The 24,730-nt window shown below is 34.7% G+C and carries 22 protein-coding genes; 10 read left to right on the top strand and 12 right to left on the bottom strand.

What is annotated here, in order from left to right:
• Nucleotides 1–31 precede the first annotated feature (31 nt).
• The 3 genes from ACT3CE_RS03120 to lysS all read right to left on the bottom strand — a co-directional run bounded on the left by ACT3CE_RS03120 (nucleotide 32) and on the right by lysS (nucleotide 4,414).
• Nucleotides 32–1,372, bottom strand: a complete 1,341-nt coding sequence (locus ACT3CE_RS03120) for a glucose-6-phosphate isomerase (RefSeq protein ID WP_444708299.1) — start codon at nucleotides 1,370–1,372, stop codon at nucleotides 32–34.
• A 198-nt stretch (nucleotides 1,373–1,570) separates the two neighbouring features.
• Nucleotides 1,571–2,566, bottom strand: coding sequence for an NAD(P)H-dependent glycerol-3-phosphate dehydrogenase (locus tag ACT3CE_RS03115; RefSeq protein WP_444708298.1), 996 nt, complete (start codon nucleotides 2,564–2,566; stop codon nucleotides 1,571–1,573).
• Nucleotides 2,567–2,692: 126 nt separating this feature from the next.
• The gene (gene lysS, locus ACT3CE_RS03110; protein ID WP_444708297.1) at nucleotides 2,693–4,414 is read right to left on the bottom strand and encodes a lysine--tRNA ligase; all 1,722 of its coding nucleotides are present in this window, start codon (nucleotides 4,412–4,414) and stop codon (nucleotides 2,693–2,695) included.
• Between the two features lie 416 nt (nucleotides 4,415–4,830).
• Here lysS and lipA point away from each other — a divergent pair, with 416 nt between their 5' ends.
• From lipA to ACT3CE_RS03090, 4 genes are all read left to right on the top strand, one after another.
• Nucleotides 4,831–5,706, top strand: coding sequence for a lipoyl synthase (gene lipA / locus ACT3CE_RS03105; protein ID WP_444708296.1), 876 nt, complete (start codon nucleotides 4,831–4,833; stop codon nucleotides 5,704–5,706).
• Nucleotides 5,703–6,407: a lipoyl(octanoyl) transferase LipB gene (gene lipB / locus ACT3CE_RS03100; RefSeq protein ID WP_444708295.1), complete on the top strand. Its 705-nt coding sequence runs from the start codon at nucleotides 5,703–5,705 to the stop codon at nucleotides 6,405–6,407. The genes lipA and lipB overlap by 4 nt, the downstream gene beginning before the upstream one ends.
• 23 nt (nucleotides 6,408–6,430) lie before the next feature.
• Nucleotides 6,431–8,140, top strand: coding sequence for a single-stranded-DNA-specific exonuclease RecJ (gene recJ, locus ACT3CE_RS03095; protein ID WP_444708294.1), 1,710 nt, complete (start codon nucleotides 6,431–6,433; stop codon nucleotides 8,138–8,140).
• Nucleotides 8,141–8,367: 227 nt separating this feature from the next.
• Entirely contained in the window at nucleotides 8,368–9,603 is a 1,236-nt protein-coding gene (locus ACT3CE_RS03090; protein ID WP_444708293.1) for a uracil-xanthine permease family protein, read from the top strand.
• A 135-nt stretch (nucleotides 9,604–9,738) separates the two neighbouring features.
• On the opposite strand, the gene ACT3CE_RS03085 is transcribed toward ACT3CE_RS03090, so the two are convergent.
• The 5 genes from ACT3CE_RS03085 to ybaK form a co-directional block, all read right to left on the bottom strand.
• A complete protein-coding gene (locus ACT3CE_RS03085; RefSeq protein WP_444708292.1) occupies nucleotides 9,739–10,584 on the bottom strand; it encodes a hypothetical protein in 846 nt (281 codons plus the stop codon).
• Nucleotides 10,585–10,829: 245 nt separating this feature from the next.
• Nucleotides 10,830–12,128 (bottom strand): NCS2 family permease, encoded by a 1,299-nt coding sequence (locus ACT3CE_RS03080; protein ID WP_444708291.1) that lies wholly within the window; start codon nucleotides 12,126–12,128, stop codon nucleotides 10,830–10,832.
• A 27-nt stretch (nucleotides 12,129–12,155) separates the two neighbouring features.
• Nucleotides 12,156–12,827, bottom strand: a complete 672-nt coding sequence (locus ACT3CE_RS03075) for a DUF5020 family protein (RefSeq protein ID WP_444708290.1) — start codon at nucleotides 12,825–12,827, stop codon at nucleotides 12,156–12,158.
• A gap of 57 nt (nucleotides 12,828–12,884) precedes the next feature.
• Nucleotides 12,885–13,523 carry an HAD family hydrolase gene (locus tag ACT3CE_RS03070; protein WP_444708289.1) on the bottom strand — a complete coding sequence of 213 codons (639 nt, stop codon included), beginning with the start codon at nucleotides 13,521–13,523 and terminating at the stop codon, nucleotides 12,885–12,887.
• Nucleotides 13,510–14,007, bottom strand: a complete 498-nt coding sequence (ybaK, locus tag ACT3CE_RS03065) for a Cys-tRNA(Pro) deacylase (RefSeq protein ID WP_444708288.1) — start codon at nucleotides 14,005–14,007, stop codon at nucleotides 13,510–13,512. Before ybaK ends, ACT3CE_RS03070 begins: the two co-directional genes overlap by 14 nt.
• A gap of 330 nt (nucleotides 14,008–14,337) precedes the next feature.
• Here ybaK and ACT3CE_RS03060 point away from each other — a divergent pair, with 330 nt between their 5' ends.
• A complete protein-coding gene (locus ACT3CE_RS03060; RefSeq protein ID WP_444708287.1) occupies nucleotides 14,338–15,243 on the top strand; it encodes an RluA family pseudouridine synthase in 906 nt (301 codons plus the stop codon).
• Nucleotides 15,244–15,246: 3 nt separating this feature from the next.
• Here ACT3CE_RS03060 and ACT3CE_RS03055 read toward each other — a convergent pair whose 3' ends face one another.
• From ACT3CE_RS03055 to purE, 4 genes are all read right to left on the bottom strand, one after another.
• Nucleotides 15,247–15,720 (bottom strand): PaaI family thioesterase, encoded by a 474-nt coding sequence (locus tag ACT3CE_RS03055; RefSeq protein WP_444708286.1) that lies wholly within the window; start codon nucleotides 15,718–15,720, stop codon nucleotides 15,247–15,249.
• An 83-nt stretch (nucleotides 15,721–15,803) separates the two neighbouring features.
• Nucleotides 15,804–17,840 carry a helix-hairpin-helix domain-containing protein gene (locus ACT3CE_RS03050; RefSeq protein ID WP_444708285.1) on the bottom strand — a complete coding sequence of 679 codons (2,037 nt, stop codon included), beginning with the start codon at nucleotides 17,838–17,840 and terminating at the stop codon, nucleotides 15,804–15,806.
• An 8-nt stretch (nucleotides 17,841–17,848) separates the two neighbouring features.
• Nucleotides 17,849–18,661 (bottom strand): hypothetical protein, encoded by an 813-nt coding sequence (locus ACT3CE_RS03045; protein ID WP_444708284.1) that lies wholly within the window; start codon nucleotides 18,659–18,661, stop codon nucleotides 17,849–17,851.
• 259 nt (nucleotides 18,662–18,920) lie between these two features.
• A complete protein-coding gene (purE, locus tag ACT3CE_RS03040; RefSeq protein ID WP_444708283.1) occupies nucleotides 18,921–19,427 on the bottom strand; it encodes a 5-(carboxyamino)imidazole ribonucleotide mutase in 507 nt (168 codons plus the stop codon).
• Nucleotides 19,428–19,722: 295 nt separating this feature from the next.
• Between purE and hpt the strand changes: the two genes are divergently transcribed.
• From hpt to ACT3CE_RS03015, 5 genes are all read left to right on the top strand, one after another.
• Nucleotides 19,723–20,265, top strand: a complete 543-nt coding sequence (gene hpt / locus ACT3CE_RS03035) for a hypoxanthine phosphoribosyltransferase (RefSeq protein ID WP_444708282.1) — start codon at nucleotides 19,723–19,725, stop codon at nucleotides 20,263–20,265.
• A gap of 2 nt (nucleotides 20,266–20,267) precedes the next feature.
• Nucleotides 20,268–20,873 carry an adenylate kinase gene (locus tag ACT3CE_RS03030; protein WP_444708281.1) on the top strand — a complete coding sequence of 202 codons (606 nt, stop codon included), beginning with the start codon at nucleotides 20,268–20,270 and terminating at the stop codon, nucleotides 20,871–20,873.
• An 11-nt stretch (nucleotides 20,874–20,884) separates the two neighbouring features.
• Nucleotides 20,885–21,874, top strand: coding sequence for a GTPase ObgE (gene obgE, locus ACT3CE_RS03025; protein WP_320118178.1), 990 nt, complete (start codon nucleotides 20,885–20,887; stop codon nucleotides 21,872–21,874).
• Nucleotides 21,875–21,889: 15 nt separating this feature from the next.
• Complete coding sequence (locus ACT3CE_RS03020; RefSeq protein WP_444708280.1) at nucleotides 21,890–22,582, top strand: phosphatase PAP2 family protein; 693 nt, start codon at nucleotides 21,890–21,892, stop codon at nucleotides 22,580–22,582.
• A gap of 266 nt (nucleotides 22,583–22,848) precedes the next feature.
• Nucleotides 22,849–24,681 carry a DNA topoisomerase IV subunit B gene (locus ACT3CE_RS03015; RefSeq protein WP_444708279.1) on the top strand — a complete coding sequence of 611 codons (1,833 nt, stop codon included), beginning with the start codon at nucleotides 22,849–22,851 and terminating at the stop codon, nucleotides 24,679–24,681.
• Nucleotides 24,682–24,730: the final 49 nt, after the last annotated feature.

The raw sequence follows: 24,730 nt of genomic DNA, 5'->3' as shown, positions 1-24,730 counted from the left end.
TCCGATCTTTTTTTATTCTATAAAATTGATATTACAATCTTTCTTTTATTTTTTTAGTTTCTTCTTCGAAACCAGGTTTCTCAAGCAAAGCAAACATATTGCTTTTGTATGCTTCAACTCCAGGCTGATCAAATGGATTAACATCTAAGATATAACCACTAACACCACATGCAGCTTCGAAGAAATATAACAACTCTCCTAAATAGAATTCATTCAATTTTGGCATTTCAATGTGTAGGTTTGGTACACCACCATCTACGTGAGCCAATTGAGTTCCTAATTCAGCCATTTTATTTACTTCGTCGACATGTTTTCCTGCTAGGAAATTTAATTTGTCAAGATTATCCTTATCCTCAGGAATTAAAACAGAGTGATTTGGCTTAGCAATAGAAATTACAGTTTCGAAAATATTTCGCTGTCCTTCCTGAATATACTGTCCCATTGAGTGAAGATCACTTGTAAAATCAACACTAGCGGGGAAAATACCTTTATTTTCTTTTCCTTCGCTTTCTCCAAATAATTGTTTCCACCATTCGGCAACATTATGAAGTTTAGGATTGTAGTTAGCTAAAATTTCGATGCCTTTCCCTTTTTCGTATAAAGCATTTCTTGTTGCTGCATAAAGTAAAGCCGGATTATTTTCAAAAGCAGCTGTCACAGAATAATCTTGCATAGACTTAGCTCCTTTTACCAGCTCTTTAATATCATGACCTGCTACTGCAATAGGAAGCAACCCAACAGGAGTTAAAACAGAATAACGTCCGCCAACATTATCAGGAATAACAAAAGTTTTGTAATTTTCCTGATCGGCTAATGTTCTTAGAGCACCTTTCGATTCATCGGTAATGGCAACGATTCTTTTGCGAGCTTCTTCTTTACCAACATTTTCTTCTAGCAACTCTTTTAACAAGCGGAAAGCAATTGCCGGCTCGGTAGTAGTTCCCGATTTTGAAATTACACAAATACCGAATTCAACACTTTTTAAAATATCGGTTAATTCGTATAGGTAGTCTTCGCTGATATTTTGTCCGGCATAAAGAACCAATGGATTTTCGTTGCCAGCATTTAATTGGTCAAAACTATGAGCCAATGCGTCGTTAACGGCTTTTGCTCCAAGATATGATCCTCCAATTCCAATCACAACCAAAACTTCAACTCTCTCTTTTAACGATTTAGCTGTAGCTTCGATATCATTCAATTCTTCTTCTGAAATTTGAGATGGCAATTCTACCCATCCTACATAATCATTTCCTTTCCCGGTTCCTTCGTGAAGGGAGATTAAGTGCTTCTTACTGTTTTCTTCATGCTTAAAAATCTCTTCTTTACTTACAAAGTTTAGAGATTTTTCAATGTTAAACTTAATGTGTTCCATTTTGTACTAGTTAAGGTTTACAATTTATTACCGCCAGAACCGATATCCCTCCAAATATGCAGCTGGTAATAAAAAGTAATAGTTGTATTTAAAAATCTAATATCATTAAGAGCAGTTTTATATACAGACTGCTTTTTATTATTTATATCAGGCAATAGCTTTTTAGGTCTTCTGCAAAAGTACTGCGAAAAAATTACTCTAGCGTAAATCTTCGGTTAATAATTTTATTTCAATAGCAGGCGAAATACGTTCATATAGAATGTTGTATACGGCCATAGTAATTGGCATGTGTACTTTGTAAACATCGTTAATTTCTTTGATACAGCTAACTGCGTAGTATCCTTCGGCAATCATGTGCATTTCCAGTTGTGCCGATTTTACGGTGTATCCTTTGCCAATCATGGTTCCAAATGTTCGGTTTCTACTAAACTGGGAATAGCAGGTAACCAATAAATCGCCCAAATAAGCAGAACTTTTTATGTCTCGGGTAATTGGATGAACTGTATCAACAAATCGTTTTATTTCCTGAATAGCATTCGATATTAAAACGGATTGAAAATTATCGCCATATCTAAGTCCATGACAAATTCCTGCTGCTATGGCAATTACATTTTTTAATACTGCTGCATATTCGGTTCCGTAAATATCTTCGGTTACGGTTGTTTTTATGTAGGTACACTCAAGTTTTAGAGCAAGAAATCTTGCTTTTTTTGCATCTGTACACGAAATTGTGAGGTAAGATAATCGTTCCATTGCAACCTCTTCGGCATGGCAAGGACCCGAAATTACACCAATATTATCTAAGGGGACATTGTATTTTTCGTTGAAAAACTCCCCAATTATCTGATTTTCATCTGGAACAATTCCTTTAATTGCAGATACTATAAATTTATTTTCTAAGCTAACCGTAAGTTTTTTAAGTGCATTTTTTAAAAAAGCCGAAGGAATTGCAAAAATTATGATATCAGAATTAAGAACTACCTGATCGATATTATCGGTAAAGTGAATTTTACCGATGTCGAATTCCGCACCTGTAATGTAACGCGGATTGTGACTTAACTGCTTAAATTGTTTAATAGTATCGGGGTTGCGCATATACCAGTTTATTTCCTGTACATTCTCCATAAGGATTTTTGCAATGGCTGTTGCCCAACTACCACCTCCAATGATCGCAATTTTTGATGATTCGTTCATATATCTGTAGCTATATTCTATGTGTCGATGCTGTAAATTTTAATTTACAGACCTCTAATTTACTAAATATCGGAGGAAGGGAAAAATTCCCAACCTCCGATAGTATATAATGTTATAGGAAATTTTTTAAGCTAACCATTCTTTAACTTCGTCCTGGCTAGGGTTTTTTAATCCCATTTTTAATTTTTTGTTCCAACCACAAATATCCTGATGAAGTTTTGTGTGTTTCTCTTCTTTTAAGGCAGAAACAGTTTGGAATCCTGCTTTACGGATAATTGGCATCCATTCTGGTGCAATCCCCAATTCTACAAATTTTTCGTCGCTATCAACAACCGCTTTCTTCTCTGGTCGCATTTGCGGGAAGAATAAAACATCTTGAATCGACTGTGAATTTGTCATTAACATTGTTAATCGGTCGATACCAATTCCCATTCCTGATGTTGGAGGCATACCATATTCTAGTGCGCGAACAAAATCCATGTCAATAAACATAGCCTCGTCGTCACCTTTCTCGCTCAATTTCATTTGTTCCTGGAATCTTTCCAGCTGGTCTATTGGATCGTTCAGTTCAGAGTAAGCATTACAAACCTCTTTCCCGTTTACCATCAATTCGAAACGTTCTGTTAGTTCAGGATTATCTCTGTGTTTTTTACAAAGAGGAGACATCTCAACTGGATAATCAGTAATAAAAGTAGGCTGGATATAATTTCCTTCACACTTTTCGCCGAAAATTTCGTCGATTAATTTTCCTTTACCGAATGTTTCATCAACCTCAATATCTAATTTCTTGCAAACTTCACGAAGCTGAACATCATCCATGCCGTTGATATCGATTCCTGTATGCTCTTTAATTGAGTCAATCATAGAAATTCGTTTGTAAGGACGCTTAAAGTCAATTTCCTTATCGCCAACCATTAATTTGGTTTGTCCGTGAAGGTCCTTTGCTACTTTTTCAATCATTTCCTCTGTAAAGTCCATCATCCAGTTGTAGTCTTTATAGGCTACATAAATTTCCATTACAGTAAACTCAGGATTGTGGGTTCTGTCCATTCCTTCGTTACGGAAGTCTTTTGCAAACTCGTAAACCCCATCAAAACCACCAACAATTAAACGTTTTAGATATAATTCGTTAGCAATACGCATATACAAAGGAATATCCAACGCATTGTGATGTGTTTCGAAAGGTCGAGCAGAAGCTCCACCAGGAATTGCCTGTAATATTGGAGTTTCAACTTCTAAATAATCTTTACTATTGAACAATTCACGCATCGAATTGATCACTTTAGTTCTTTTTAAGAATACATCTTTTACATCCGGATTTACTACCAAATCGACATAACGCTGACGGTAACGCATCTCTGGATCGCTAAATGCATCGTAAACTTTTCCATCTTTCTCTTTTACAATAGGAAGAGGGCGAACAGATTTTGAAAGAACTGTGATTTCGGTAGTATGAACAGATGTTTCACCTACTTTGGTTACAAATACGTATCCCTTAATTCCAATAAAATCTCCTATATCTAAAAGCTTTTTAAATACAGTGTTGTAAAGAGTTTTATCCTCATCAGGGCATATATCATCTCTTGTAATGTAAACCTGAATTCTTCCTTTTGAATCTTGTAGTTCAATAAAAGACGCTTTACCCATGATTCTTCTGCTCATGATTCTACCTGCTATACAAACCTCTTGAAGGTTCTTCTTTTCAGGATCGAAGTCTTTCAATATATCTGCAGAATAATTATTTACATGATACTGTGCTGCAGGAAAAGGGTTGATGCCCAATTTCTGCATTTCCTTAAGGGAATTTCTTCTAATGATCTCTTGTTCACTAAGTTCTAACGCATTCATCTTAATCTCAATAAAGTTTATTCGGGTGCAAAGATATAATAATCTGTGCAATATGTGAATGTATCAGGACAATAGACTTTCTTTTTTAGATAAATTATTTTGTTTGTACTTGATTTAAAATGATTGTATGTCTTTAATTTACATTTTTAGCAAAAAAAGGAGAGAAAAAAAAGATTATTAATAAATTTTAATTTTATAGATTTTACAGTAGTTTTACATCAATTTAGATTGAATAAAAATAACAAAATAATAAATCTGAATTACAAAAACATTAGTAATTGCAATAAATATTCCATGCTTTCGAATACCTTTGCATGAATGAGATTTTTTAAAGCAAAAAAGGATTTGTTAAAAAGTTTTAGTGTTGATAATCAGCTTGTGTAGTTGGTTGTTAATGATAATTAGGGAGATTAAAAATGAAAATTAAAAGAAAGCCAGATTGGTTAAAGATACAGTTGCCAAAAGGTGACGATTACGCTTATGTAAACGGTATTGTTCAAGAACATGGTTTACACACGATTTGTTCTAGTGGAAAATGTCCTAATGTGGGAGAATGCTGGGGAAATGGAACTGCTACTTTCATGATTTTAGGAAATATTTGTACCCGGGCTTGTAAATTTTGTAATGTTCCTACTGGTAAACCTCTTCCGGTTGATACCAAAGAGCCAATACGTCTTGCTCGTTCCATTAAATTAATGAAATTGAAGCATGCAGTTGTTACTTCGGTAGATCGTGACGATTTAGATGATGGAGGTTCCGGAATTTGGGCTGAAACCATTAAGGAGATAAAAAAGGTGAATCCGAATACTACACTAGAGGTTTTAATACCCGATTTTAATGGCGTAGAAGAAGATGTAAAAAGGGTAATTGATGAAAATCCTGAGGTAATTTCTCATAATTTGGAAACGGTTCGTAGGTTAACTCCAAGTGTTCGTAGTCGTGCAAAATACGACCTTAGCCTTAAGGTGTTAAAACAAATTGCAGACTCCGGTATTGTTGCAAAATCGGGAATTATGCTGGGGTTGGGTGAAACTGAGGAAGAAATTTATCAGGTTATGGACGATTTACTGGTAGTTGGTGTTAAGGTGATAACTATTGGTCAGTATTTACAGCCTACAAGACAACATCTCGAATTACAGGAATATATAACACCTGAGACATTTAAAAAATACGAGCAGGTTGGATTGAAAAAAGGTTTTTCCTTTGTTGAAAGTACACCTCTTGTTCGTTCTTCTTATCATGCAGAACGCCATGTGAATGCATTAAAAATTAATGGAGCTTTGAAAAAATGATCAAAACAATTTTTAGAGATTTAGGCTCTATAGACTATAAAAAAGCCTGGGATTATCAGGAAACCTTATTCGAGGAGGTATTAGCTTCTAAACAGGCAAATTCAGATCTCCCAAAAGATCAGAAAAAATTATCAGATAACTATCTGCTTTTTTGCGAACATCCACATGTTTATACTTTGGGTAAAAGTGGAAAAGAACAAAATATGCTTCTTAATATGTTGCAGCTGCAGGCAAAAGAGGCCACTTTTCATAAAATAAACAGAGGTGGTGATATTACATATCATGGGCCGGGACAAATTGTTGCTTATCCAATATTAAATTTGGAAACCTACGATATGGGAATCAAAAAATACATTGAGAATTTAGAGCAAGCGGTAATAAATTGTATTGGCGACTATGGTATAACTGGAACAAGGCTAGATGGAGCAACCGGTGTGTGGTTGGATGTAGGTAGCCCTCGGGTTCGAAAAATATGTGCAATTGGAGTAAGGGTGAGCCGATGGGTTAGTATGCATGGTCTTGCTTTTAATGTAAATACCGACTTAAAATATTTCGATTATATTAATCCTTGTGGCTTTGTTGACAAAGGAGTTACTTCTCTTAAAAAAGAATTAGGCAAAGAGCTTGATATTGAAGAGGTAAAACATAATCTTAAAAATCATATTGCCAATCTGTTTGATATGACGTTGGAAATTGACTAATTTGGCTAGCTAAATTCTTGAATATGGAAAAGAGATGGGTAATAAATGAACCGGGCGATGATGAAACGGTTGAGGCTCTAATGGAATCGTTAGGTGTTGATCGTGTGATAGCTAATCTGTTAGTTCAGAGAGGAATCACTACTTTCGAAATGGCCAAGGCTTTCTTTCGCCCTAGTTTAGATGATCTACACGATCCTTTTCTAATGAAAGATATGACTGAGGCAGTGGAGCGTCTAATAATTGCCATGGATAAACAAGAGCGCGTATTGGTGTATGGTGATTACGATGTTGATGGCACTACTTCTGTAGCTTTAGTTTATACTTATTTAAAATCTCATTTCGATTATATTGATTATTATATACCCGATCGTTATTCTGAGGGGTATGGTATTTCAGTTAAAGGAATAGATTTTGCCGCCGATAAAAATTACACTCTCGTAATTGCTCTTGACTGCGGTATAAAAGCAAGTGAAAAGGTGGCTTATGCCAAAGAAAAAGGCGTAGATTTTATTATCTGCGATCATCATACTCCAGACGAGGTTTTACCTCAGGCAGTAGCTGTTCTTGATCCTAAAAGAGAGGACTGTAATTACCCATGCGATGCGCTTTCGGGTTGTGGCGTAGGTTTTAAGTTTATGCAGGGACTTGCTCAAAAAAAAGGCTGGAAGTTTGTAACTTTAATGCCGCTGTTAGATTTATTAGCAGTTAGTATTGCCTCAGATATTGTGCCAATTACCGGAGAAAATAGAGTGCTTACCCATTTTGGGTTAAAACAGCTGAACGAACATCCCAGACTAGGACTGAAAACAATTCTTAAGTTGGCGGGAGTTACCAAAGATTTAGGGGTTAATGATATTGTGTTTAAAATAGGGCCAAGAATTAATGCCGCAGGCAGAATTCAATCGGGTAATCGTGCTGTGCAATTGTTAATTGCAGATAAAGAAGAGGCTGCTACTCTTATTGGCGATACCATTAACGATTTGAACGAAGATAGAAAAGAACTAGATCATAGTATTACTGATGAGGCTCTTGATAGAGTAGCAAAGAATAAAACTTTACTGGCCAAAAAAAGTACTGTTTTATACGATTGTAACTGGCATAAAGGTGTAATTGGCATTGTAGCATCCAGAATGATAGAAACGTACTATAAGCCAACGGTTATTCTTACCGAATCCAATGGTTTTGCAACAGGAAGTGCACGATCGGTCGAGGGTTTTGATTTGTACCAGGCAATTTCGGCATGTAGCGATTTACTGGAAAATTTTGGAGGACATAAATATGCTGCCGGATTAACCATGAAAATCGAGAATGTTAGTGCATTTCAGAAACGATTCGAAGAATATGTTTGCGAGAATATAAGTGAAGATATGTTAATGCCGCAAATAAGTATCGATGCTAGCATTAAATTATCGGATATTACACCTAAGTTTTTTAGAATATTAAAGCAATTTGAACCTTTCGGACCTAGAAATATGACTCCTGTTTTTGTTAGCGAAAGAGTTGTTGATTATGGTTATAGTCGTCCTGTTGGCAGAAATAAAGAGCATTTAAAACTTTCTGTCGTTGATGACATTCGCGAGGGAGATGTTAAAGGTGGAATTGCTTTTTCGATGGGTAAAATTTACCCTAAAATATCAAGTGGAACTCCTTTCGATTTGTGTTATAGTCTTCAGGAAAACGAATATATGGGGAAAGTGGAAACACAACTTATGGTTCGTGATATTAAATTTTAAATTTTTTATTGATAGTTATTATCTTTACTACTTCCTTTATTTTCTTCTTTTTAACGATTAATCTTAGTTGTTAAACCTTATTTTACTAATGTTTTTAAAATAGAGATATCTACTTATAAAATGTTAATTACGCACTCCTTTGCGTTGATTTATTGATCTTTTCAGGTTTGTCAATTCAAACTAACTTGTTATCTTTGCGCCAATTTGAAAAAATTTAAATCCATTTTATGAATCTATTTCAAAATCCTAATGAGCAGGGAATTCAAAGTCCCGCCAAAAGAATTATTTTGGGAATTCAGTTTTTATTTGTTGCATTTGGTGCAACAGTACTAGTCCCGTTATTAGTTGGTATTGACCCAGCAGTTGCATTATTTACAGCAGGAATTGGAACCTTGATTTTTCATTTAATTACAAAAGGTATGGTTCCTGTTTTTTTGGGCAGTAGTTTTGCATTTATTGCACCCATTGTTGCTGCAACTAAGTTATATGGTTTACCCGGTACTTTATCTGGTTTAATTGCAGTTGGATTGGTATACGGACTTGTTTCTGGTATTATCAAAGTTTGGGGATTGCGAGTAATCGAGAAAATCTTTCCTTCAATCGTGGTAGGTCCTGTTATTATGCTTATTGGTTTATCACTTGCTGATGTAGCTGTAGGGATGGCAAAAACAAATTGGGCAATTTCAACCGTTGCTTTATTAACAGCTATCGTTGTTGTTGTTTTTACAAAAGGAATGCTAAAATTAATACCTGTATTTGCAGCAATTGTTGTAGGTTATGTTTTGTCAATTGTACTAGGCGAAGTCGATTTTACTCCAATTAAGGATGCTGCATGGTTTGCTTTGCCAGAATTTATTCGTCCTGAATTAAATTGGAGTGCTGTAATTTATATGATACCAGTAGCTTTTGCACCAATTATAGAGCACGTAGGTGATATGTATGCAATTGGAGGAGTTGCAAATAAGCAGTTCGTAAAAAATCCTGGTTTAAACAGAACTTTATTAGGAGATGGTATTGCTACAGCTTTCGCCGGATTTTTTGGCGGACCTCCAAATACTACCTATTCTGAAGTAACAGGCGCAATCGCACTAACAAAGGTTGTTGATCCTCGTGTGTTAAGAATATCAGCCATTACAGCTTTGGTTTTTTCTTTAATAGGTAAAGTGAGTGCTTTTCTAAAAACAATTCCACAAGCCGTTTTAGGAGGTATCATGTTGCTATTATTTGGATTAATTGCCAGTATTGGTATTAAAACATTAATCGATGCAAAAACAGATTTTACTAAAACAAGAAATCAGGTTATTGTATCGGTTGTATTAACTGTTGGTATTGGTGGAGCACAAATTACTTATGGTAATTTTTCTTTGGCAGGAATTGGTCTTGCATCGGTTGTTGGTGTTGTGCTAAATCTTATTTTACCAGATAAATCGAATCCTATAAAAGGAAGCGAAGTTGAAAAATAGATCAAATTAATCTAAATTTAAGTTTAGATAATATATTTCATAAGTAAAGCCCCTTTTTGGGGCTTTATTTTTTTTTAGACTCGTGATAATAAATCAGGATGTATCTTCTATTGAATCAAATGTAATTGTTGGAAATTATTTCGAATATCTAAAATCGTATCTTCCAAATTCAAAATTAGTAGATTCTTCGTTTTTAATAAAAAAGCCTTTGTTGTCGCATTTTCCATCGCCATAATTGTAAATGCTTTGTTCATTATCTACAGTGAAATTAATTTCGCCTTGTGTTATAAACTCACAGGCGCGACTTATTAACAATGGTGTTAATATCTCAGCATTGTATTCTCTTTTTTCTGAATTAACACCATATATTGTTCCGCTAATAAAGAATTGATCATCCCACGGATTATCTGTCTCAAATCCTTCTACCCACTCTTTGGTTTTACTGCCATTTACAGTATATGTTTGTCCCGATTCCGATTCGAATTCAATATCACGGTAAATGATTGAAAAACTTAGCTTGTTATTTTCTGTAATAGGGAGAGTTTCCACATCAATATAGCCGGATATTTTTAAATTATTGATATAGAATTCTTCGAAATGTATCGCTAGATTGCAATTTGCAGAATTATACTCACCGTTTAAGGAGGTGTTAATTTTACCTTTTTTTTCGTGTCCTAAATAGTCTAACTGATAATTTGATCCGTAATCGATAATAACGGATTGGTTCGTGTTTTGAGAGTTGGCGTAATTTACTTTTACTTTGGGGAAAGAATCTTGTTTGTTTTTTGTTGTTGTATTAAAACTGAGAATATTGTATTCTACTTCGTTTAAAGTGTTCTCTAGAATACAATTAATCATGGCATTTTCTTCCATATTTACCGTATTGGTAGTTTGTATTACCTGTTCGTGTTTTGATGTGTCGCAGGCCACCATTAAAAATATTGCGACCACTAAATAGCATAATCCCTTTCCTGCTCTCATATCTTTCTCTTTTCGGGTTTAAGTTTGTGATGTTTACGCGATTAAAAATTAAAAGTTTAGATTAAAGCTTTTAAAAGTAACATGAATAGATAATTATTGGTGATAAATGTGTAGTTGTGAGTGTCTTTTTTTTCTGGAGAGAATGTAAAACAGAACAATCTAATTAGTTGTTGGGTATGAAAAAACCCTTTTCGTAAGAAGCGAAAAGGGTTCTAAATATATGTTGTTCTAATTGAATAGAAAGACTAAACAAAGTAGAATTTGATTATAAATAGAATTGCAATAACAATCATTACTGGGCTAATTTCTTTGTAGCGGCCAGTAAATAATTTTAAAGCAACGAAGGATAGCATACCAAATACAATACCATCAGCAATACTGTAGGTAAGTGGCATCATAATAATACAAAGGAATGCTGGAATTGATTCTGTAAAATCATTTAAATCGATTTTCATAATTGGAGACATCATGAATAATCCAACAATAACTAAAGCTGGAGCCGTAGCTGCAGAAGGAATCATAATGAAAATAGGAGCAAATAACAATGCCAATGCAAACATAATTGCAGTTGTTAAAGCAGTCATACCTGTTTTTCCACCTTCGGATACACCAGCAGCACTTTCAACATAAGTTGTAACCGTTGATGTTCCTAAAATAGATCCAAAGAAAGTTCCAATAGCATCGGCAAAAAGGGCTTGCTTGACACGAGGTACACGACCATCTTTGTCTAACATATCAGCTTTAGAAGCTACACCAACTAAAGTTCCAACTGTATCGAACATATCAACAAAAAGGAATGTAAACAATACAATTGCCATATCGATAGTAAAAATTTGCGAGAAATCGAACTGGAAGAAGATTGGAGATAATGATGGAGGTAAGCTTACAAACTGATAATTATCCGGCATGTGTGCAACTCCTAAAATAAGAGCTAAAACAGTTGAGAAAAGTATACCAATAAGTAAAGATCCTTTAACATTTTTAGCGAAAAGAACTCCTGTAAGTAAAATACCTACCAAGCCAACAATAACACTTGGATCTTTCATATTTCCAAGGCTAACTAGTGTTGCAGGATTATCAATAATAACACCAGCACCTTTTAATCCGATGAATGCAATAAATAAACCGATACCAACAGATACGGCATGTTTAAGATTTAAAGGAATAGAATTTACGATTAACTCACGAATATTAAAGGCAGTAAGAATTAAGAAGATAATACCTTCAAGAAAAACTGCAGTTAAAGCAAATTGCCAGCTGTAGCCCATTCCTAGAACTACGGTAAATGCAAAGAATGCATTTAGTCCCATTCCTGGAGCCAGGGCAAATGGTAATTTTGCTACCAATGCCATAACTAAAGTTGCGATTACTGCCGATAAAGCGGTAGCTGTAAAAACAGCACCTTTATCCATTCCGGTAGCACTTAAAATACCAGGGTTAACCGCTAATATATACGCCATGGTCATAAAGGTGGTGATACCTGCAATGATCTCGGTACGGAGAGTGGATTTATTTCCGGTGATATTAAAAAATTTATCTAACATGGTTGTTTATTTTTAATTCGGTTTGGATTAGAAATTCCATTTTACAGCTAAAGTAGGACGAACTTCGAAATCGTCACCTGCAAAATTATTTGAGATTTCAATCTCACCACCTAAAGAAAGGTTTTTAGTAGCATTGTACCATAACTGAGGCTCAGTTAAGAATACTAATTCATCAGATACCCCAACGGCATCCTCGTCACAATTTTCCGACCAAAGATCAGCAAAACCAGAGAAAGTCATTTTTCCATCGAAAAAGTTCACATACCATGTACCTGTAATTTGGAAGTTTGCTTTGCCAGCATCTTTAATAGCTTTGTAACCTGCATAAGTAGAGAATCCTGATTTAGCACCACCTTTTGCATAGTTTAAACCGAAAATCCATGCATCGTTAATTGTGTAACCAAAATCACCAAAAGCGGTTTCAGCATTACCAACACCACCATTGTATTCAATGTGTAAACCAATTGGCATTTTTTCAGTTTTTAATACACGAGCAATCTCGAAATAACCTTGGTTAATTCCATTTTCTGCATCATAATCAAAATCTACAAATGTGAAAGTGTTACCCCATTTGTCCATTTTAAACATTTCGAAAGTAGAGGTGAATTGATCTCTGTCGAAATCACGGTGTAACTGAAAATTTTGTGAGCTAGCAGTAAATGAAACAAGAACAGCGAAAATTACAATTAGTTTTTTCATCTTAAAAATGATTGTTTAGTAAATAAAATTGGTTACTTAAAAATAAAAATGGTTGTTTTAATTTTTTATAATATCGTTTAGATCATTGACCACAATTGGGCAACCCGTCTGTTTTAATTTGTTAAAAGATTGATGTCCGGCTGCAATTAAAATGCATTGGCATCCCAACTCTTTAGCTACTTCGTAATCGTGAGTTGTATCGCCCAAAAGGCAAACCTCTTTAGCTTGTAACTTATATTTTTTTAACAGTTGTAAGCCGTTTTTGATTTTTGAGCTTGCATATATATTGTCAATACCCGAAATCTCATCAAAATAAGTAATGATATTTTCGTTTTGGGTAGATTGGTTTAGCATGTTTTGTTCCATTGCCGAAAGAATAAATTGTTTTTTCCCATTGGCCGAAAATTTCGATAATAGCTCTAGAGCTTCAGGGAAAATTTCTGATTGTGGCAATAGTGATGTATAATGCTGAATAAATTCTTTAGCTGCTTTGTCCCAATCTTCACGATTAAAATCGAAACCAACAGATTCATAATATTTTTTAACAGGAAAAGTAAATACTTCTCGATATCTTTCTACCGATAGCAGAGGTAACTCTCTTTTCGAAAGCATTCTGTTTATGCATTCCACTCCTATCGACAAATCGTTTAACAGAGTGCCGTTGTAATCCCAAATTATAGCTTTACAATTTAACATGCGCTTCTGTTTTAGGGTTTGATATTAAGGAAACTGTTGCTTTTGTTACCGATTGAAGATCGGCAGGATTTATTTTTATTTGTTTGCCTCTTAAGCCAGCACTAATAAAAATAAACTCCAAGCTAAAAGCTGTTTCGTCTATAAATAGAGGAAAATCTTTTTTCATTCCAATTGGAGAACAGCCTCCGCGAATGTAACCGGTAATTTCCTGAATATTTTTCATGGGAACCATGGCACATTTTTTATTCTTACTAATTTGTGCAATGGATTTTAGGTTTAGTTCGGATGAACCAGGTATGCAGGCAACAATTACACCTGTTTTATCTCCTGAAAGAACAAGCGTTTTATAGATGTGTTGAATATGTTGTCCAGTTTTCTCAGCTACGCGTTCTGCTCCCAATTCGATTGGATCTACGTCGTAGTCGATAATTTCATATTCTATGTTTGCCCGATCTAAAATGCGAGCTGCATTTGTCTTTTTCATCCTTTCGTTTTTTGGCCCGATTATGAAAACTAAAGCTCTCGAATCGGGAATTACCAGTTTCCCAGATGATGGTTTTTTAATGAGCCGCAAAATTAGTAAAATTTTTAAAATACAAAATTATTTCCTGTATGATTTAAATTAAAAATCTATAAAAACACCTAATTTAAAGGGGTTGTCGTATCTCATAAGGGGGTAATTTTAATTTTTAATGAATTAAAATAGAGTGAAGTGCATTTTTTATGAGTAGTTTTTAATGCTAGTTAGGAAATTAAACTTTTTAATGATTTGCTCTTATCTTACCTTTACAAAAGAAACTTAAGTTATATAATTGTGAAAGTAATAGAAGCTCATATCGTACCAAAAGGAGTTGATAGTATTAGATTACAAGATTATGCTCCAACTGTTTTTACCAGTATTTCATCTTTTCAGGGTATAAAAAAAGCAATTAAAAGAGGAATGATTCGAGTTAATGGCCTAGAGGCCTCGACAGGCTTGTGGGTAAAAAGTGGTTTTAAGATTGAGTTGTGCGATTTAGAACTGCCAGTTAGGAAAGTCTACGAACTTAGACTCGAAGTGGTTTACGAAGATGAATATATTGCTATAATTAATAAGCCTGGAGGAATTCCGGTAAGTGGTAATCATTTTAAAACGGTTAAAAATGCTTTGCCATTTAATTTGCGTCCTTCTATGCGAAAAAATGCATTGCCTGTTTTTAATCCAGTTCACCGTATTGATAGTGCAACTTGTGGTTTGCTTTTAGTTGCTAAAACTGCCGATGCAGCCGTTCATCTGGGAAATCAATTTGCAAACCGAAAGGTAAGAAAAAGATATTGCGCTGTTGTTATTGGGGCGGTATCTGAAAAAGGTATTGTGGATATGCAGGTTGATGGAAAGGATTCGATAAGTTCTTATGAATTGGTGAAAAAATCTCGATCCATTAGAAATAGATTTTTGAGCCTGGTTAATTTATATCCCGAAACAGGAAGAACTCACCAACTTCGAATTCACATGGCAGGGCTGGGAAATCCTATTTTAGGTGATAAGCTGTATGGAGTAGAAGGAGAAATTTTGCGGGGCAAAGGCTTGTTTTTGTGTGCAGCAGGGATAAAATTTGAACATCCTGATACTGGGGCGGAAATGGATTTTTCCATCGATCCTCCCTATAAATTTGGTCGATTTATGGAGATGGAGGAGAAACGATGGGAGAAATACAAATCGAAAATTGATCTTGCTTAGATTTTATTCATAGAAAGCTTCGATACCTGGGTATTCAAATTTTTTAACAGCCATTTCCTGCGGGAAAATCATGTATTTTACTTCGGCTTCGGAGCAAACTTTGCCATTTGTATCGAGTATTTCTGCATGAATATTTGCAAATCTTCTGTCTTGCGAAATTAGCTTGGCACGAATAGTTAATTTGCCTTTATCGGTAAAAACTGAACTTTTAAACCTTGCATTTATTGCAGTGGTAACTCCTGCAGTTTTGCATTTTATGAAAACTACCCATGAGGAGATTTCGTCTAAAATTGTGGTTTGAATACCTCCATGCAAAATATTCTTAAATCCTGAAAGGTGACTTTTGGGTTCCCATTCAGAAATAATATATTCATCTTGCTCGAAAAATTGCATTTGTAGTCCGTGTTCGTTTTCAGGAGAGCAGCCAAAGCATTTTCCAGTTCCACTCGTTTTATAAGGTTTAAGTAGTTTTTTCATAAAAAAAAGTTCTTGCCAATTATTTTTTATTGATTCTAGATTTCGAAAATACAAAAGGAAAATGGAACTGAAAACCCTAATGTTTAAAACTTGATTCGTAACTGAATTTTCAGATCTGATTTTGTATTACCAGATATTTCTGAATTGCCAGAGCCTATGCTCTCAGTATCTTTGTATTTGGTTTGTGAATATCTGGCATATAATGTTATTTTTTTATGAAGTTTGTAATTTAAATTAAGATAGAATCTGTTCCCTTTTAAGTAATATGCTGGAATCGAAAAAGCATATAATATATCGTTTTCATAAGCATATATTCTGCTATTGTATGAATCTGTATGGAAGAGGGCATACCTTAGGCTTATATTCATAGGGAATTTCGGACATCTGTAAATTAAATCCTGATATATCAGGAAACCATTTTCATGCAGATTTTCTTTTTTATAATCCGAGAATTCTATACGATTTCTAATTTCCCAATTTGCAGCTGGTTTTGCTGATATATGCAATCTATACTGAGTTTTTTCAATTTCAACCGGATATTTTATGGGATTGGAACTGTTATTTTGTACTTTATTTTCCTGCTTAAAACGAAAATAGGTCGATACTTTTTCATTTGGTGTATATTCAATTTGTGCAAGGTATTCGTGCCCATTTCCGGGAGAGTTGGCAGTATATTTAAGCCATGGAAATTCAAATTGATCGTAATAAGCTTTAATGGTCCATTGGGGTAGAGGGTGAAAATTAATGCCTAAGTAAAAACCTTCCTCGTTTTGAGGCTTGCTTTGTTCTGCAAACGAACTGGCGAAATGCGTATGATAATTTTCATCGTATTTGCGGTAGATGACTTCGAGGTTTAACTGTGAATGAACCTGAATATTGGCACCCTGTAAAAATCCCATTCCTCCGGATTTACTTCGAGCTGCTTCACCAAAAAAATGAATGGAATTAAATTGGCTTTGATAGGTGAAACTTAAATTGTAATTGTTTTTGCCAGAAAAATTATGGTATGAATAGGTGGTTTCTCGTGGACTAATTTCAGGAGAATATTCATATTGCAAATAGGCAAGCCCCAATTCTACTTTTTTAAGATTTAGCATAAAGTAGCTTCCAAAAACTTGTTCCCTTAATTGGTCTTTCTTGTCTATTTCGTTTTTATTTCTATGAAATCCGGTGTTAATAATACTCGATACAAAACTTGTTATTGTATCGGTATTGGTGCTTGCATCTATTTTTTTAGAAGAAGCGAAAAATGCTAGTTTGCTATTTTTAGTAGTTCGTAAAACGAGTGCCAATCCGCGAAAAAATTTATTTTCGTCGGTAGATTTATAGGATCGAATGCCTTGATACCTTCTTGAGTTTTGAGTTGTAAGTGTTGACTTTTTACCTCCTAATCCTGACCAAAGGCTAACTCCCTGTCCAAATTTTACTTGATAATCACCAATGTTTATTTGTTTTATAAATCCTTTTCTTTTAAGTTGAAGATGAGCTGAGTAGTAATCGAAACCCTGATTGTTGTTTTTATCGAAAAAAGCTTCTCCTTTGTCTTTTTCGGCTGTAATACCTAATTCTAAACCTTTTTTTTGTATTGTTGAGTGAATTCTTGAGTAATATTTCCATTGGTTTCCCATATATCTAGAATTCTCATTCGAACTACGATACCCTTTTTCTTTCTCTATTGTCCTCTCGGTTCTTAATAATATTAGATTTTGTGCCTTTTTATTAAGTGTTGGTTTTTGCGTATTTGCTTGTATGCTTAGTAAGGGTTCAATGTTTCTTATTAGCTCGAACGTGAATCCCGGAATTAATTGCAATTCGTAAATACTAAGAATTTCACCATTGCTTTCGCGATATTCAATTAAGCTATTTATTTGGTTCTGATTTAGAAAATAAAGTTTTTGTAGATCCTTAGAGTTTGCAGAGTTGATATTTACAGGATTAGAGATAAGTTCCGATATTTCTTCCAGCAAATTTGTGTAGTCCAGCTCCTCTTCGCTTTGTTCGGCAATGTTTTCAATTAAGCTTTCTATTAAATCATTCCGATTTACTGTGTTTTGCGCATGTATCTGTAAGCTGAAGCAAAATAAAAATAAAGTAGCCGCTATTTTAAGTTTCAATTTCATAAATCAGACTAAAATTTTATACTTAAATCAGCCGAAGGTGTGTAGCCTAATACTGGGTGTCGGGAAAAGGCTATGTTTGCTTTAATTAGAGAAAAGTTAAATCCTAAACCCAGGCTAATGGAATTTGGATGATTGTATGCTCCAGCTCTAAGGAAGAATTGCTTGTTTAGAGGGTATTCTATTCCTCCTTTAATTTGAATTTCATTATCCAAATCTTTTAGTATTTCTGAGCTGAGAATTGCTCCGTTTGAAAATTTCCATGAAAAGCCAAATCGTCCTATACTTGGTATTTCATCCTGATACTCCCAGGTAGTAAATTTTTCTTGTGTTGGATTGAATAAATGAAAACCCAGAAAAAAATCAGGAAATATTTCGGCAAGTAAGCCCAGTTCAAACATATATATTGTTTGCGAGCCATATTCGGAATTAAGTTCCTTTTTTATTTGATCGAATTGTATTCCAGCCCAAAAATGTTGCCCCAAAGCTCGTGCATAGCTAAAACCAATTTTCGATTCTTTGTAAAGATTAAAGCCGAATTGGGTGTAATTTAAAGAGAAAGTTCCCAGTTTTGAGGGGAAATTAAAACAAAAGGCTTTTGTGCTTAATTCTTTACTTTGGAATCGATTTTCGTAATATGCCCCAAATGATTTTTTTTCTAAAAGTGCTAAGCTTGCCTGATTATGGAAACTTGCCCATGTGTCGATAATTGCAACCGAAGCTTTCCCAATACCATCGGATCTTGCGCCTGCGGGTCTGTTTTCGTTTGAACCTAATAAATTAATAGGGATCAGTAATATGAATAATAAAAAGTATTTATTCATATTGTGTTTTTCTATGTGCCCAAATTAACAAAACTTCCTTTTTTGTAATGATAGTTTTTATGCAATCTTAAATTGTATATTGTATTTGAGAGTGTTATGATCTATTTGCTTATAGTGAATTGCTAGATATAGTGGAAAAACAATTCATGTATTTTATAATGTATAAGTCGAATAGAAGGTTCTGAATGTTAAATTAAAACAAAAAATCTGCAAATCATAATGAAATGCAGATTTTTTAAGTGTATTTTTATATTGTTTATTAATTGGTTTTGTAATCGTATTTAACGTTAGCCAGTTCTTCGTTAGCTTTTACAATTTTATCTTTTAAACTTTCTTTAAATTCAATTACTGCTTTTTGTAATTCTGTATCGCCAACAGCCAATATTTGACTGGCAAGAATTCCGGCATTCATGGCGCCATTAATTCCTACGGTAGCCACAGGAATTCCCGGAGGCATTTGTGCGATACTTAATAAAGCATCCATTCCATCAAGCGATGCGTTAATAGGTACACCAATTACGGGTATCGGTGTCATTGCAGCAATTACACCAGGTAAATGTGCTGCCATTCCAGCTCCGGCAATAATTACCTGAATCCCCTTAGCTTTTGCATTTTTTGCAAATACCTCAACAGCTTCGGGAGTTCTGTGTGCCGATAAGGCATTGATTTCAAAAGGAATCTTAAAATCATTAAGTACCTTTGCCGCCTTTTCCATTACTGGCAGGTCAGATGTACTGCCCATTATAATACTTACTTTTGCTTTCATGTGGTTTTATTCGTGAATTTAATAAATAAAATGACAAAAAATTGTACTTTTGCAGCCAAATCAGGAATAGTTTTAATTCCAATTTGTGAACTACATTAGTTACTTCTTCGGAAGTGTAAAAATGAAAAAAAAATATGTATGTTGCACACTGGAATTGAAACATTTTTTATTTCCTGAGAATGAAAAATTAAAGATTACAAACACGATAATTTAGGGCATTGCCTTAATGGCCCGGTATTTCAGGAAATTTTACTGATGGGGGAGATCGGACAACTAAGACAAAATTAGAACCAAAATGAAAACAGTAAAACTTCTGGATCGAGAATTTAAAGTATCAATTCCTGCTGAGAAAATTGATGCGGTAATTGCACAAATGGCTGAGAAAATGAACGAAGATCTGAAAGGAAAAGATCCTTTGTTTATTTGTATCCTTAACGGATCGTTCATGTTTGCTTCGGATTTGATGAAGCAAATTACAGTTGAAAATGCACAGATTACCTTTATGCGTTTATCTTCATACGAGGGTGGAATGCAAACAACTGGTAAAGTGAAAAAATTAATGGGATTCACTGAGGATTTAAACGATCGTACAGTGGTTTTACTGGAAGATATCGTAGATACAGGAATTACCATTTCTAATACTCTAGAGCAAATCAAAGATTACAATGCAAAAGAAGTTTTGGTAGCTACTATGTTGTTCAAACCTGATGCTTTAATTCGCGACATAAAAATTGATTACGTAGGAATGGATATTCCTAACGATTTTATTGTTGGTAGAGGATTAGATTATGACGGAATGGGTCGTAACTTACCAGATGTATACACAGTAATTGAATAAAAATGTTGAATATTATTTTGTTTGGACCTCCGGGATCAGGTAAGGGAACCCAATCTAAATTACTTCAGAAAAAATTTGATTTTATTCATCTTTCGACTGGCGATGTATGCCGCGAAGAGATTAAAAAAGCGACTCCTGAAGGATTAGAGGCGAAACGATTAATTGATGGGGGGAATTTCTTTCCAGATAAATTAGCATATCGTATCGTGGAGAAATTCTTAGATTTTCACAATCAGGCCAAAGGCTTTGTGTATGACGGAATGCCTCGACACGAAGGACAAATACCTGTGTTTGCAGATATGCTAGCCAAACGAAATAGTAGTGTTGATATAGTGGTTGAACTGAAAGTTGAGGAAGAGGAATTGATTCAACGTCTTTTGAAAAGAGGCGAAACTTCGGGACGACCAGATGACAGTGGACGTGAAGTAATAGAAAAGCGTTTACGAATCTATGATAATGTAACGGCACCAATTGCAGTTCAATATCAAAAAGAAGGGGTTTATCACTCTGTTGATGCTATGGGCACAACAGAAGAAGTTTTGGAAAGAATTTCGTTGCTGATAGAATCCGAATTATCAGTAAAACCTGTTTACGCAGAAATGCAATAGAAGAAAAAATTATGTCGGGGTCTAATTTTGTTGATTACGTAAAAATATTTTGTCGCTCCGGAGCCGGAGGAAGTGGTTCTACTCACCTTCATCGTGATAAGCTTACGATGAAAGGAGGACCAGATGGTGGTGATGGTGGACGAGGAGGACACATTATTATTCGTGCGAACGCTCAATTGTGGACTTTAATACACTTGAAGTTTAGTCGCCATGTATTCGGTGGCGATGGAGGTTCTGGTAGTCAGAGTCGAAGTACCGGACACGATGGACAGGATGAGGTTATTGAGGTTCCTTTGGGAACAGTTGCTCGCGATGCCGAAACTGGCGAGGTAATTTTTGATGTAACCGAAGATGGCGAAGAAAAAATTCTCGTAAAAGGTGGACGTGGTGGATTAGGAAACTGGAATTTTCGTTCATCAACCAACCAAACACCTAGATATGCACAATCGGGTGGAGAAAGAGTTGAGCGATCGGTTATTTTGGAACTTAAAGTATTGGCCGATGTTGGATTAGTTGGATTTCCAAGTGTTGGTAAATCTACTTTATTATCAGTTGTTTCTGCCGCCAAACCAAAAATTGCAGAATACCACTTTACCACTCTAGTACCAAATTTAGGAATTGTAGCTTATCGCGACGATCGTTCGTTTGTGATGGCCGATATTCCGGGAATTATTGAAGGAGCTCACGAAGGTCGCGGTTTAGGATTGCGATTTTTACGACACATAGAACGTAATTCGGTGCTGTTATTTATGGTTGCCGCCGATAGTGATGATATTCACAAAGAATACAAAGTACTCCTAAACGAACTCAAGCAGTTTAATCCAGAGTTGCTTGATAAGCAACGATTACTAGCCATCACAAAATCAGATATGCTGGATGAGGAGCTTATGGATGAAATTAAAGAAGATTTACCTGAAATTCCTTATGTATTTATATCTTCTGTTGCTCAGAAAGGCATTATGGAACTGAAGGATATGATTTGGAAAGCAATTAATCAATAAATATACGACCTGCCAATGGAAACCCTAATTCAACTGGATAAAGACTTTTTAATTTGGCTAAATAGCTTTAATTCCCCATTCTGGGATGTTGTAATGATGTTCTTTACCCGTAAAGAATTCTGGATTCCATTGTATCTGCTAGTACTTTATCAAATCTATAAATTTAAAGGGAAAGAAGCTCTTTGGTGGATTTTAGGAGCATTTGTTTTGATTTTTCTTTGCGATCAGATTTCTACACAATTATTTAAAAATGTGTTTGAACGTTTTCGACCTAGTCACGATCCTTCGCTTAAAGGTATCGTAAATTTGGTAAGCGGATATACAGGAGGAAAATATGGCTTTGTATCTTCTCATGCTACAAATACATTTGGATTTGCTTTGTTTACCTCTCTTTTATTTAAAAATAAATTATACACATTCTTTGTATTTTCCTGGTCTTTACTGGTAATCTACACGCGTATTTATTTAGGAGTTCATTTTCCTGGCGATGTATTGGGAGGAATGATTTTAGGTTTGATTTTAGGCTATGGAGTTTATAAAATAACTAAATGGTGGACTCTAAAGAGTGGATTTAAGCAAATTAAAGTAGGGCGTAAACTGAAAGGAATTTCTTATTCTACTGCCTGTTTATTTATTGGAGTGGCCTCGGTTGAGATATTAACCATTTGCTTAGTGGTTAAAAAATTGCTTCGATACGGATTATTTTAAATCTCGTTTTTTTACCTTTTTTATTCGTGATTGTGTTGTATTTAACTTATTATGGTTAAATAGTAGGTCTCGATTTATCAAATTTTGAACAGCTTCTAATTTGGAATGAATTTGATCATGAAAATCATTTTAATTGATTTTTAACGAAATAAGTTAAACAAATCATCCTCTTACCTGCTAATTTTCGCTTCGATTTAACAGCCTGTTGATAAACTACTTTCCAAGCAATCGTTCTTTTAGTTATATTTGTAAAAATGTGATTTTTCATGACTGCAAAATATTCAGAAGACTCAATACGTACATTAGATTGGAAAGAGCATATTCGTAAACGTCCCGGTATGTATATCGGTAAACTTGGCGATGGATCTTCTCACGACGATGGTATCTATATTCTAATAAAAGAGGTAATCGATAATTCTATCGATGAATTTGCCATGGGAATTGGTAAATCGATAGAAGTAAGCATCGCCGATAGAAAAGTAACAGTTCGCGACTATGGTCGTGGTATCCCACTAGGGAAAGTTATAGATGTTACCTCTAAGATGAATACGGGTGCAAAATACGATTCCAAAGCCTTTAAGAAATCGGTTGGACTTAATGGTGTGGGGATTAAAGCTGTTAATGCTTTGTCCGACGATTTTGTGATAGAATCTTTTAGAGAGGGAGAAGTTAAAAAAGCCCAATTTAAAAGAGGTGTTCTTGTTCAGGAAGATGATATTCAACCTAGCGAAGAAAAAAATGGGGTTAAAATCACTTTCCATCCCGATGAGGAAATGTTTTTGAATTACCGGTTCATTTCTGAGTACATAGAAAGCATGCTGAAGAATTACGTTTATCTTAATGCAGGGCTTTCAATTTATTTTAACGGCCAGCGATTTTTATCAAAGCACGGATTACTTGATTTGTTAAATGACAATATGAATTCGGAACCTTTATATGAGATTGTACATCTGCAGGGTGAGGATATCGAAATTGCATTAACCCATGGCCGACAATATGGTGAAGAGTATTATTCATTTGTTAATGGACAGCATACTACACAAGGCGGAACTCATCTTGCTGCTTTTAGAGAGGCGGTTGTAAAAAGCATTCGCGATTTTTATAAGAAAGATTTCGATACTTCGGATATTCGAACTTCTATTATTGCAGCAATTAGTATAAAGGTTGAAGAACCTGTTTTCGAATCGCAAACCAAAACTAAACTGGGTTCCAAAGATATTGGTCCTAATGGTCCTTCGGTTCGGAATTTTATTATGGATTTTGTTACTTCTAATTTGGATAATTATTTGCATAAAAATCCTGAAATGGCAGATATCCTGCATAAAAAGATATTAGAATCGGAGAAAGAGCGTAAAGCTATTTCCGGAATTAAAAAAATTGCAAAAGAGCGGGCGAAAAAAGCCAATTTACACAATCGTAAATTGCGCGATTGTCGTACCCATTTTAATACCAAACACGAAGATAAATCGGATACTTCAATATTTATTACCGAGGGAGATTCGGCTAGTGGATCAATTACAAAATCGAGAAATGTAAATACCCAGGCAGTTTTTAGTTTGAAAGGAAAACCTTTAAACACCTATGGATTAACTAAAAAAATTGTATACGAGAACGAAGAATTTAATTTATTGCAGGCAGCCTTAAATATTGAGGACGGAATGGATGGTTTGCGTTATAATAATGTGATTATTGCTACCGATGCCGATGTTGATGGGATGCACATTCGTTTGTTGTTAATTACCTTCTTCCTGCAATTTTTCCCGGATTTAGTACGAAGTGGTCATCTTTATATTTTACAAACTCCTTTATTCAGAGTAAGAAATAAACGCAAAACTTTTTATTGTTACTCCGATGAGGAAAGAGATAAAGCAATAAAACGTCTTGGAGCCAAACCCGAAATTACCCGATTTAAGGGTTTAGGAGAAATATCTCCCGATGAGTTTAAACATTTTATTGGAAAAGATATCCGATTAGATCCTGTTGTGATGAAGAAAGATGATTCTGTATCAGGAATGTTAGAATTTTATATGGGAAAAAATACACCCAAACGACAAGATTTTATTATCAGTAATTTGCATGTTGAAAAGGATGAAGTATAAAAATACCTTAAAAAAATTGCAAAAAAGCAATGTGCTTTAAATCAAAACC

The organism is Marinifilum sp. RC60d5, assembly GCF_052400665.1.
Lineage (GTDB): Bacteria > Bacteroidota > Bacteroidia > Bacteroidales > Marinifilaceae > JBQTGK01.
This window is presented reverse-complemented; position numbering and strand designations above follow the sequence as displayed.

What these genes read in the sequence shown, in the direction of transcription:
- ACT3CE_RS03055 (WP_444708286.1), bottom strand. Translation starts at nt 15,720, where the DNA reads ATGAAAAAACTACTTAAACCTTATAAAACGAGTGGAACTGGAAAATGC.
- ACT3CE_RS03085 (WP_444708292.1), bottom strand. Translation starts at nt 10,584, where the DNA reads ATGAGAGCAGGAAAGGGATTATGCTATTTAGTGGTCGCAATATTTTTA.
- ACT3CE_RS03075 (WP_444708290.1), bottom strand. Translation starts at nt 12,827, where the DNA reads ATGAAAAAACTAATTGTAATTTTCGCTGTTCTTGTTTCATTTACTGCT.
- purE (WP_444708283.1), bottom strand. Translation starts at nt 19,427, where the DNA reads ATGAAAGCAAAAGTAAGTATTATAATGGGCAGTACATCTGACCTGCCA.
- ACT3CE_RS03115 (WP_444708298.1), bottom strand. Translation starts at nt 2,566, where the DNA reads ATGAACGAATCATCAAAAATTGCGATCATTGGAGGTGGTAGTTGGGCA.
- lysS (WP_444708297.1), bottom strand. Translation starts at nt 4,414, where the DNA reads ATGAATGCGTTAGAACTTAGTGAACAAGAGATCATTAGAAGAAATTCC.
- hpt (WP_444708282.1), top strand. Translation starts at nt 19,723, where the DNA reads ATGAAAACAGTAAAACTTCTGGATCGAGAATTTAAAGTATCAATTCCT.
- ACT3CE_RS03015 (WP_444708279.1), top strand. Translation starts at nt 22,849, where the DNA reads ATGACTGCAAAATATTCAGAAGACTCAATACGTACATTAGATTGGAAA.
- recJ (WP_444708294.1), top strand. Translation starts at nt 6,431, where the DNA reads ATGGAAAAGAGATGGGTAATAAATGAACCGGGCGATGATGAAACGGTT.
- ybaK (WP_444708288.1), bottom strand. Translation starts at nt 14,007, where the DNA reads ATGAAAAAGACAAATGCAGCTCGCATTTTAGATCGGGCAAACATAGAA.
- ACT3CE_RS03045 (WP_444708284.1), bottom strand. Translation starts at nt 18,661, where the DNA reads ATGAATAAATACTTTTTATTATTCATATTACTGATCCCTATTAATTTA.
- ACT3CE_RS03080 (WP_444708291.1), bottom strand. Translation starts at nt 12,128, where the DNA reads ATGTTAGATAAATTTTTTAATATCACCGGAAATAAATCCACTCTCCGT.
- ACT3CE_RS03030 (WP_444708281.1), top strand. Translation starts at nt 20,268, where the DNA reads ATGTTGAATATTATTTTGTTTGGACCTCCGGGATCAGGTAAGGGAACC.
- lipB (WP_444708295.1), top strand. Translation starts at nt 5,703, where the DNA reads ATGATCAAAACAATTTTTAGAGATTTAGGCTCTATAGACTATAAAAAA.
- lipA (WP_444708296.1), top strand. Translation starts at nt 4,831, where the DNA reads ATGAAAATTAAAAGAAAGCCAGATTGGTTAAAGATACAGTTGCCAAAA.
- ACT3CE_RS03020 (WP_444708280.1), top strand. Translation starts at nt 21,890, where the DNA reads ATGGAAACCCTAATTCAACTGGATAAAGACTTTTTAATTTGGCTAAAT.
- ACT3CE_RS03070 (WP_444708289.1), bottom strand. Translation starts at nt 13,523, where the DNA reads ATGTTAAATTGTAAAGCTATAATTTGGGATTACAACGGCACTCTGTTA.
- ACT3CE_RS03050 (WP_444708285.1), bottom strand. Translation starts at nt 17,840, where the DNA reads ATGAAATTGAAACTTAAAATAGCGGCTACTTTATTTTTATTTTGCTTC.
- ACT3CE_RS03120 (WP_444708299.1), bottom strand. Translation starts at nt 1,372, where the DNA reads ATGGAACACATTAAGTTTAACATTGAAAAATCTCTAAACTTTGTAAGT.
- obgE (WP_320118178.1), top strand. Translation starts at nt 20,885, where the DNA reads ATGTCGGGGTCTAATTTTGTTGATTACGTAAAAATATTTTGTCGCTCC.
- ACT3CE_RS03090 (WP_444708293.1), top strand. Translation starts at nt 8,368, where the DNA reads ATGAATCTATTTCAAAATCCTAATGAGCAGGGAATTCAAAGTCCCGCC.